Source organism: Acinetobacter silvestris, assembly GCF_002135235.1.
Lineage (GTDB): Bacteria > Pseudomonadota > Gammaproteobacteria > Pseudomonadales > Moraxellaceae > Acinetobacter > Acinetobacter silvestris.
On the sequence record NZ_NEGB01000006.1, the window covers coordinates 197,034 to 206,613 of the forward strand.

Annotated in this window: 9 protein-coding genes and 1 pseudogene; all 10 read left to right on the forward strand. The window is 40.6% G+C overall.

The window, feature by feature from the left end:
* Position 1: 1 nt before the first annotated feature.
* Positions 2-1,018 carry an NADH-quinone oxidoreductase subunit NuoH gene (gene nuoH, locus B9T28_RS11635; RefSeq protein WP_086204157.1) on the forward strand — a complete coding sequence of 339 codons (1,017 nt, stop codon included), beginning with the start codon at positions 2-4 and terminating at the stop codon, positions 1,016-1,018.
* A gap of 18 nt (positions 1,019-1,036) precedes the next feature.
* Positions 1,037-1,579, forward strand: coding sequence for an NADH-quinone oxidoreductase subunit NuoI (nuoI, locus tag B9T28_RS11640; RefSeq protein WP_086204158.1), 543 nt, complete (start codon positions 1,037-1,039; stop codon positions 1,577-1,579).
* Positions 1,579-2,097, forward strand: a complete 519-nt coding sequence (gene nuoJ, locus B9T28_RS11645; protein WP_171263515.1) for an NADH-quinone oxidoreductase subunit J — start codon at positions 1,579-1,581, stop codon at positions 2,095-2,097. Before nuoI ends, nuoJ begins: the two co-directional genes overlap by 1 nt.
* Positions 2,097-2,405 (forward strand): NADH-quinone oxidoreductase subunit NuoK, encoded by a 309-nt coding sequence (gene nuoK / locus B9T28_RS11650; RefSeq protein ID WP_086204160.1) that lies wholly within the window; start codon positions 2,097-2,099, stop codon positions 2,403-2,405. Before nuoJ ends, nuoK begins: the two co-directional genes overlap by 1 nt.
* A complete protein-coding gene (nuoL, locus tag B9T28_RS11655; RefSeq protein ID WP_086204161.1) occupies positions 2,402-4,291 on the forward strand; it encodes an NADH-quinone oxidoreductase subunit L in 1,890 nt (629 codons plus the stop codon). Before nuoK ends, nuoL begins: the two co-directional genes overlap by 4 nt.
* Positions 4,292-4,298: 7 nt before the next feature.
* Complete coding sequence (gene nuoM, locus B9T28_RS11660; RefSeq protein WP_171263516.1) at positions 4,299-5,903, forward strand: NADH-quinone oxidoreductase subunit M; 1,605 nt, start codon at positions 4,299-4,301, stop codon at positions 5,901-5,903.
* A gap of 2 nt (positions 5,904-5,905) precedes the next feature.
* The gene (gene nuoN, locus B9T28_RS11665) at positions 5,906-7,402 is read left to right on the forward strand and encodes an NADH-quinone oxidoreductase subunit NuoN (RefSeq protein WP_086204163.1); all 1,497 of its coding nucleotides are present in this window, start codon (positions 5,906-5,908) and stop codon (positions 7,400-7,402) included.
* A 118-nt stretch (positions 7,403-7,520) separates the two neighbouring features.
* On the forward strand, positions 7,521-8,156 hold the full coding sequence (upp, locus tag B9T28_RS11670) for a uracil phosphoribosyltransferase (protein WP_086204164.1): 636 nt from the start codon (positions 7,521-7,523) through the stop codon (positions 8,154-8,156).
* Between the two features lie 86 nt (positions 8,157-8,242).
* A complete protein-coding gene (locus B9T28_RS11675; RefSeq protein WP_086204165.1) occupies positions 8,243-8,536 on the forward strand; it encodes a cold shock domain-containing protein in 294 nt (97 codons plus the stop codon).
* Positions 8,537-9,028: 492 nt separating this feature from the next.
* Positions 9,029-9,580 (forward strand): annotated as a pseudogene (locus B9T28_RS11680) (hypothetical protein); the annotation flags it as partial.

Here is a 9,580-nt window from a genome sequence, read left to right on the forward strand (position 1 = left end):
TATGAATGAATCTTTACGCGCGCTACCCACTTGGGCACAAGATTGGCCAGTTGCATATTCAGTCATTCAAGCCGTTGTCATCTTATTGGTAGTGGTGCTTTTAGCTGCATTGATGTCCTTTGTGGAACGTCGTTTACTGGCTTTGTGGCAAGACCGTTACGGTCCAAACCGTGTTGGTCCCGGCGGTATGTTCCAGATTGTTGCCGACATGCTCAAGATCATGTTCAAAGAAGACTGGACACCAAAGTTTGCCGATAAGCTGACTTTCCGTCTAGCACCTGCAGTTGCGATGGCAACTGCGGTACTTTCATTTATGGTGATTCCTGTTAGTCCGACTATGGGTGTTGCCGATATGAGTATCGGTCTATTGTTCTTTATGGCAATGGCAGGTATTGCAGTTTATGCAGTGTTATTTGGTGGTTGGGCTTCAAACAATAAATATGCACTATTAGGTGGTTTACGTTCTGCTGCTCAGACTATTTCGTATGAAGTATTCTTGGGTATTTCATTGATGGGTGTTGTTGCGATTGCAGGTTCTTTTAACTTGCGTGACATCGTAGAAGCTCAACGTGATGTGTGGTTCATTATTCCTCAATTCTTAGGCTTCCTTATTTTTGTGGTTGCGGGTGTTGCGGTAACGCATCGTCACCCATTTGACCAACCAGAAGCGGAGCAAGAATTGGCTGAAGGTTATCACGTTGAATACGGTGGTATGAAATGGGGGATGTTCTTCGTTGCTGAATATGTCAACGTAATCCTGATTTCTGCATTGATTGTGACGTTATTCTTCGGTGGCTGGTTAGCACCATTTAATTTAGAAATTCCATTTATACCGCCAGCATTTTGGTTTATTGCTAAAACAGCATTCTTCGTAATGATGTTTGTATTGGCACGTGGTTCACTTATGCGTCCACGTTATGATCAGGTGATGAACTTTGGTTGGAAAATCTGTTTGCCACTGGCGTTAGTTAACCTTTTGGTAACTGGTGCTGTGATTCTTTTGAATCAAGCGGGCTAGGACAGCAGGGAGTTAAAAATGTATAAAATTCTAGCTGGATTTGGATCAATCGTACGGTCATTGTGGATGGTGTTTAGCCACGTGACACGTAAACGTGACACCATTTTATATCCTGAAGTACCTGCTGAAGATATCGTACCTCCACGTTACCGTGGTCGTATTGTATTAACTCGTGATCCGGATGGTGAAGAGCGTTGTGTGGCATGTAACCTGTGTGCGGTTGCTTGTCCAGTGGGTTGTATTTCTTTACAAAAAGCAGAGAAAGAAGATGGTCGTTGGTATCCGGAGTTTTTCCGTATCAACTTCTCACGCTGTATTTTCTGCGGTATGTGTGAAGAAGCATGTCCGACAACGGCAATCCAACTAACACCAGATTTCGAAATGGGTGAGTATGTTCGTCAAGACTTAGTCTACGAAAAAGAAAACTTACTCATTTCTGGCCCTGGTAAATATCCTGATTATAATTTCTACCGTGTTACTGGTATGGCGATTAACGGTAAAGAGAAAGGTCAAGCACAAAAAGAAAGTGCACCAGTTGACGTACGGAGCTTATTACCATGATGTGGCCATTTTACTTGATGGCACTTGTGGCCATCATCTCTACGATTCGCGTGGTTACAAACGCGAATCCCGTCCATGCATTGTTGAGCTTGATCGTGTCTTTGCTCGCAGTTGCAGGTATTTTCTTAACGATTGGTGCTCCATTTGCTGCAGCGCTTGAAGTTATTGTATATGCGGGTGCGATCATGGTGTTGTTCGTATTCGTCGTGATGATGCTGAATCTGGGTCAACATACAGTTGATCAAGAGCGCAAATGGCTTCGATCTGATGCATGGGCTTTTCCTGCATTAATGAGTTTCTTACTTGGCTTAGTCTTGGTATGGATGCTTGGTTCAGATTACACCACCACAACACATGTCTTAGGCAGTGAAATTGTAGGTCCTAAAGTTGTGGGTCAAGCACTCTTCACTCATTACCTATTGTTGGTTGAAGTTGCTGCAATGTTATTGCTTGCAGCACTTGTGGCAGCATTCCACTTAGGCAAACGTGAACCAAGTGCAGCAGGGGATAAAGAATAATGGGCAACATTCCTTTAGAACATGGTTTGATCGTTGCATCTATTTTATTTGCACTCGGTTTCTATGGTGTGATGGTACGACGCAACCTATTGTTTATGCTAATGAGCCTTGAAGTAATGATGAATGCAGCAGCGCTTGCATTCGTTGTTGCGGGTAGTGCATGGGTACAACCCGATGGTCAAATCATGTTTATTTTGATTTTGACTCTTGCAGCTGCCGAGGCATGTATTGGTCTTGCGATCGTCCTTCAGTTTTATCATCGCTTCCATCATTTGGATGTGGATGCTGCGAGTGAGATGCGCGGATGAGTTATTTATATTTAACGATTTTATTTCCGCTGATCGGTTTTATCCTATTAGCGGCAGGGCGTAATAAACTTCCTGAAAATGTTGCTGCCATTATTGGTGCAGGTTCTGTAGGTTTATCTGCATTATTTGCATTGATTGCAGGTATCGCATTTACCAACAGTGGTGAAACTGTTTATGTTCAGCATTTGTGGACGTGGTTTAGTGTTGCTGGTTTTGCACCGGGTGTAAGTTTACACCTTGATGGCTTATCACTGTTGATGATGGGCATGGTGACCGGTGTCGGTTTCCTAATTCATGTTTTCGCAACATGGTATATGCGTGGTGAAGAAGACTTCGCGCGCTTCTTCTCGTATTTCAACCTATTCGTTGCGAGTATGTTGATTCTAGTCTTGGGTGATAACTTAGCGTTGTTATTCTTAGGTTGGGAAGGCGTAGGTCTGTGTTCTTATTTGTTGATTGGCTTTTACTATTCAACGCCAAGCAATGGTATTGCTGCCATTAAAGCATTTACAGTAACGCGTATTGGTGATGTATTTTTACTGATCGGATTATTCTTGCTTTTCCAGCAATTTGGTACTTTGCACATTGGAACTATTGTAGAAAATGCCCCACAAGTATTGTCACTGGACCATAATTTAGCATTATGGACATCTTTGATGTTGTTCTTGGGTGCTGCGGGTAAATCTGCGCAAATTCCATTACAAACATGGTTGGCAGATGCGATGGCTGGTCCTACGCCAGTATCTGCATTGATCCATGCTGCAACCATGGTAACAGCAGGTGTATATCTGTGCTGCCGTATGTTCAGCGTGCTTGAAATGACACCTGAAGTAATGCAATTTATTTCCATTACAGGTGCGGTAACGTTACTGGTTGCTGGTTTTGCAGCATTGGTTCAAACCGATATTAAACGTATCTTGGCTTATTCAACTATGAGTCAGCTCGGTTATATGTTTATGGCAGTAGGTGCTGAAGCGTATCAGGCTGGCTTGTTCCACATGTTGGCACATGCATTCTTTAAGGCATTATTATTCTTGTCTTCTGGTGCGGTAATTCTTGCTTATCATCACGAACAAAACATCTTTAAAATGGGTGGTTTATTCTATAAAAACAAATTCTTATTTGCTTGCTTCGCTATTGGTGGCGGTGCACTTGCAGCAATTCCATTCTTAACTATCGGCTTCTTCTCTAAAGATGCGATCTTAGGTGCAGTTTGGGTTCAAGGTCAAACCACAGCATTATATGGCTCATTATATTGGGTTGGTGTTGCTGGTGCTTTCTTAACGTCGATTTATACTTTCCGCCTGATTTGGGTTGTATTCTTCGGTAAAGAAAATACGCCTTATCATGAAATTACAGGTGCAACTTACTGGGCGCCGTTGGGTATTTTGGCTGTTCTATCAACAGGATTAGCTTATTTCCTTAAAGCACCGGTGATGAATGCTTTAAATGCGGCACACATTCCAGCGTTTAATATTCCTCAAGCATTAGAGCATGGTATGCATGCTGCTGAATATACCGCTGTGGGTATTGCGTTGGTTGGTTTGGCTGTTGCTGTGGTGTTGTTTGCCTTTGCATATAATGCAGTTAAATCATTTGCAGCAACCTCATTTGGTGCTGGTTTAGTGAATATTTGTCGTAATGCCTTTGGTTTCGATTCACTGTATAACATCGTATTTGTTCAACCATACTTGTTATTGGCGAAGATAGTGGGTCGTGACCCAATTGATGGCTTATGGCTTGTATTGCCTGCGCTTGTGAAAGGCGGTAATAAGTTTACAAGTACCCGTCAAACTGGTTCATTACGTGAATATGCATCAAGTATGTCATTCGGTGTAGTGGTATTGCTGATGATCTTGATCGTGATTCAGGTCGTGGGGAAATAAGATGGAAATCACAAACAATTGGATTCTACCCGCGCTGATTCTTGTACCGTTTCTTGCAGGTTTCACGTGTTGGTTAGTTGATAAATTTGATCAACATTTACCACGTTACATCGCTTTATTCGGGATGCTCATTACTTTGGGCCTCACGATTATGCTTTGGAACCAAGGTGGTTTTAGTTATGAGTTGAGTGGTAAAGCACCAACTTGGGCTGCAGAATTTAATGTACCGTGGATCACTGCGCTAGGAATTAATATTCATTTAGCTGTAGATGGTTTATCACTGCTTATGGTGGGTTTGACTGCATTACTGGGTGTACTTGCAGTGGGCTGTTCATGGGGTGAGATTCAAAAGAATGTTGGCTTCTTCCACTTAAACCTACTTTGGTCTTTAGGTGGTGTGATCGGTGTGTTCTTAGCCATTGATTTGTTCTTGTTCTTCTTCTTCTGGGAGATGATGCTGGTTCCAATCTATTTCTTAATCGCACTTTGGGGTCATAAAGGCGCAGATGGTAAATCTCGTGTTTATGCAGCTACTAAATTCTTTATCTATACCCAAGTCGCTGGTTTAATCATGCTGATTGGTATTCTAGGCCTTGTGGTTTATGGATACATGATCACTGGTATGGTTGGTTTCGATTATAACTATCTACTTGCAGTTGCAAATACACTTGATGCACAAGCACCACATATTGCCTATGCATTAATGTTGTGTATGTTTGTTGGTTTTGCGGTAAAACTTCCTGTTTTCCCATTACATGGTTGGTTACCAGATGCACATGCTCAAGCCCCTACAGCAGGTTCTGTAGACTTAGCCGGTATCTTAATTAAAACTGCTGCGTATGGTTTATTACGTTTTGTGATTCCATTCTTCCCAGCAGCGTCTGCACAATTTGCAGATATTGCCATTATCTTGGGTCTAATTGGTATCTTCTACGGCGCTTGGTGTGCTTTCCAGCAAACCGACATGAAACGCCTACTTGCATATACATCAATTTCACACATGGGCTTTGTATTACTCGCATTATATGCAGGTAATATTTTGACGTTCCAAGGTTTAATGATCATGATGTTGGCGCATGGTATTTCATCTGCTGCATTGTTCATTATGTGTGGTCAAGTGTATGAGCGTTTACATACGCGTGATTTACGTTTGATGGGTGGTATTCGTGGGCAATTTCAATACTTACCATTCTTCTTGATGTTCTTTGTTTCAGCATTGGTGGGTATTCCTGGTTTAGGTAACTTTATTGGTGAATTCCTGATTTTGATGGGTTCATTTGGTAAATTCCCATTATTCACAATTCTTGCTGCAATCAGCTTAGTCTTTGCTGGAATTTATGGTTTGATTCTGATTCATAAAGCTTTATTTGGTACGCCAAATGAAGAACAGAAACAGCATTATACCAACCCGTTAAAAGACTTGAATGTACGTGAAACTGTGATTTTACTGATTTGTGCTTTTGCTTTGCTATGGTTAGGTGTTTATCCACAAACATTCCTGGATATTTCACATTCAAGTATGGAGTGGTTAGCGCATAGCTCTATTCCAGTTCAAGAAGTTGTCGATGCGGCTCAACACGTTGTGTCGCAACAAAATGTGGAGATCCAATAGTCATGAATTTCACCATGTCATTTTCGGATCTCATGCCTTTGGCACCTGTAATGATCGTAGCGTTGACTGCGGTTATTGTGATGATCTTAACGGCAATTAAACGTAATCATAATTTAATTGCAACAGCTTCAGTGGTTGGTTTAAACCTTGCAGTAATTGATGTTTTACTCATGATGTTTGGTGGTGCGTATGCACCAGCAAATGTGATGGGCATGTTTATGGTTGATCCATTTACGTTGCTTTATCAATTGATCGTACTGGTTGCTGCACTGGCTTGCTGTACACTTTCTCACGCTTATATTGAAAAATATCAAGATAATCGTGAAGAGCTGTATATCTTAATGTTGATCTCTGTTGCAGGGGCAATGTTAATGGTGACGAGCTCGCATTATGCATCGTTCTTTATTAGTTTAGAGTTAATGTCAATTCCAGTATATGGTCTATTGGCATATACACATCAGCGTTCAAAATCGTTGGAAGCGGGAATCAAGTACTTGGTACTTTCTGCGACTGCATCGGCAATGCTATTGATGGGTATGGCATATTTATATGCATATACGGGTTCATTATCTTTCTATGACTCTTTCCAAGCCTTGTTTGCTGTAATTAAGCAACCGATGGTGATTGTTGGTTTAGGACTAATCATTTTTGCGATTGGTTTTAAACTTTCATTGGCTCCATTCCATAAATGGACACCTGATGTTTATCAAGGTGCACCTGCACCGATTGCAACTTTCCTCGCGACTGTTGCAAAAGTGGCAACCATTGGCTTAATGGTACGTTTCGTACTCAGTTCTGGTGCAATCTTAATCCCTTCAGTGGTTACGATTATTACCGTGATTGCGGTACTTTCGATTCTGGTCGGTAATCTGCTTGCCGTACGTCAAGTGAATTTGAAACGTATTCTAGGTTATTCATCTATTGCTCACTTTGGTTATTTATTAATTGCATTGGTGAGTATGACTTATGCAAGTTTAGGTAGCGTGAGCGTTTATGTGGTGACATATACATTAACCACCATTGGTGCTTTTGGTGCTGTTGCGTTAATGTCTAGTCCTTATAACAACGTAGATGAAGCTGAGTCACTTGCTGACTATCGCGGTTTATTCTGGCGCCGTCCGATCTTGACGGCTACTTTAACTGTGATGATGTTATCTCTTGCGGGTATTCCATTGACTGCCGGTTTCATCGGTAAGTTTATGGTGGTGCTAGCAGCAGTAACCACTCAACATTGGTTCCTTGCAGCAATGATCGTGGTCGGAAGTGGTATTGGTTTATATTACTACTTACGCGTGATGATTGTGATGTATATGACACCACCTGACGTTCCACGTATTGATGCAGTTGATCATTGGGGACAGAAAGTGGGCGGTATTATGGTGCTCGGTGCTGCATTGTTGGTACTTCTGATTGGTGTATATCCAGATCCGATTATTAACCTTGCATTAAAATCTGAGATTTTATCACCGCTGCATATGTTGATGAGTCAACAGCACTAATCGATAAAATCGCTGGTATGTAACAAAAAAGCCCTCATTGATTGAGGGCTTTTCTGACTTATTATATGAAAACATTTATAATGTTAAAAAATTACTTTTATATTTTAGGTGTTCTCCCATGCCGATTCAAGAAATTCGTCATCCACTCATTCGTCATAAACTTGGTTTGTTGCGTCGTTCAGATATAAGTACTAAGAACTTCCGCGAGCTTGCTCAAGAAGTTACGATGCTGTTGACTTATGAAGCGACGAAAGATTTACCGATGTGCGATCATGAGGTTGATGGTTGGGCTGGCAAAGCAGTGACACAACGTATTGCAGGTAAAAAAATTACTGTTGTACCCATTTTACGTGCAGGAATTGGCATGTTAGAAGGTTTTCTGAATCTGATTCCGAGTGCAAAAGTTTCAGTGTTGGGTTTAGAGCGTGATGAAGAAACCCTAGAAGCACGAACTTACTATAAAAAATTAGTACCAGATGTACAAAACCGTATTGCCATGATTATTGATCCAATGTTGGCGACTGGAAGCTCTTTAGTTGCTGCGATTGATGTATTGAAAGCAAGCGGTTGTAAAGATATACGCGTTATGGTGTTAGTGGCTGCACCTGAAGGAATTAAACGTGTTGAAATTGCACATCCAGATGTGACGATTTTCACTGCATCAGTTGACCAAGGCTTAAATGAACAAGGTTATATTGTTCCGGGTCTGGGTGATGCGGGTGATAAGATTTTTGGTTCAGTGCAAAAAGATTAAGTTTTAGACTGACTCAATAAAAGAGGCGATATTGCCTCTTTTTTAATATACTGCGACTATAGCATTTACAGAATAGGGTAAAGTTCATGAAACTAGAATTTCAAATCGGAAAAATTAAGCAATATAATCCTGAAAAAGGCTATGGTTTTATATCTACACGCGAACAAGATGTTTTTTTCCATATTTCAGCTTTCCCTGCATCTGAAGGTGAGCCTAAATATAATCAAAAAGTTAAATTTGTGATGGAAGAAAATGAAGGTAAGTTTAAAGCAACCAGTATTGAACTATTAGAAGCCAATCCTGCCAAAGCCAAGAAAACACAAATATCTACGCACAATAAATCAATTACGACATCATTGCTGTCAAATTTTCGACGCTGATTGCTCTGATCATTATGGTTGAATTGTTAGGCGTAAGCTTATTTCAAGGGTTAAGATGATCAATAGCAAAAGCAATTGAAGCTCCATGGATGACTGAGAGTCTTGCCATTAGAAGTGGCTTTATGAAGCAGCTGAGCTCTTTATCAGAAACTCTTCCAATACTAAAATGGATGGAAATGCTGATGGAATTCTATGTGAAGCTCAATTTTGTCGAGACCGAATAAAAAAAGTGCCATCTAGGCGCTTTTTTTATGGGGAAAATGTTCTGTTCTCAATAAATTTGACACTTTTATATTAAGTATATTTTTGATTTTATTGAATATAAAGGCTGGTGGTGGGGGTGTTCTCTCATACTCAGAATCTGCCGAATAAGCATATTGAGCAAGTGGTCCTAGTGATAAAAGCTTTACTAGTGTTCAAAAAGGTTAAAATTGATTATGATTTAGTGGAGGTTTTGAGCCTCTTTTTTATGTTTAAGTAATGAGATTTAAAATGTTTAAAAAAGGGGTGGTCAAGGTTTATGACTCAGCGCATAAATCGGGGATTATTGCGCTGACTAAACCAAAGAGTGATTTGGTTTTCGTACTTGATGATTTTCCAAATAATACGCTTGAACCGCAAGTTGGAGAGCGGATTAAATGTATCACCGTCGATGATCATGGTCAGGTTCGAGTAAAATGTATTGTTCGTTTAGATTATAAAAATGCAAAAGAAGAAACGAAAAATATTCGAATGAGCATTCAGCAAAGATTACTTTTGATGTCGGAAAATGCACCTCAGCAAAATCATGAGTCAAATCATTTAGAACAGATCAATATTGTAAAAGAATTGCTTGAAACACCCCCTCTTAATGAAATAAAACCATCTGTGGAATCTGTGGAATCTGTGGAATCTGTGGAATCTGTGGAATCTGTGGAATCTGTGGAATCTGTGGAATCTGTGGAATCTGTGGAATCTGTGGAATCTGTGGAATCTGTGGAATCTGTGGAATCTGTGGAATCTGTGGAATCTGTGGAATCTGTGGAATCTGTGGAATCTGTGGAA

Coding starts and splice junctions, on each gene's coding strand:
- nuoH (WP_086204157.1), top strand. CDS start 2: ATGAATGAATCTTTACGCGCGCTACCCACTTGGGCACAAGATTGGCCA.
- nuoI (WP_086204158.1), top strand. CDS start 1,037: ATGTATAAAATTCTAGCTGGATTTGGATCAATCGTACGGTCATTGTGG.
- nuoJ (WP_171263515.1), top strand. CDS start 1,579: ATGTGGCCATTTTACTTGATGGCACTTGTGGCCATCATCTCTACGATT.
- nuoK (WP_086204160.1), top strand. CDS start 2,097: ATGGGCAACATTCCTTTAGAACATGGTTTGATCGTTGCATCTATTTTA.
- nuoL (WP_086204161.1), top strand. CDS start 2,402: ATGAGTTATTTATATTTAACGATTTTATTTCCGCTGATCGGTTTTATC.
- nuoN (WP_086204163.1), top strand. CDS start 5,906: ATGAATTTCACCATGTCATTTTCGGATCTCATGCCTTTGGCACCTGTA.
- upp (WP_086204164.1), top strand. CDS start 7,521: ATGCCGATTCAAGAAATTCGTCATCCACTCATTCGTCATAAACTTGGT.
- B9T28_RS11675 (WP_086204165.1), top strand. CDS start 8,243: ATGAAACTAGAATTTCAAATCGGAAAAATTAAGCAATATAATCCTGAA.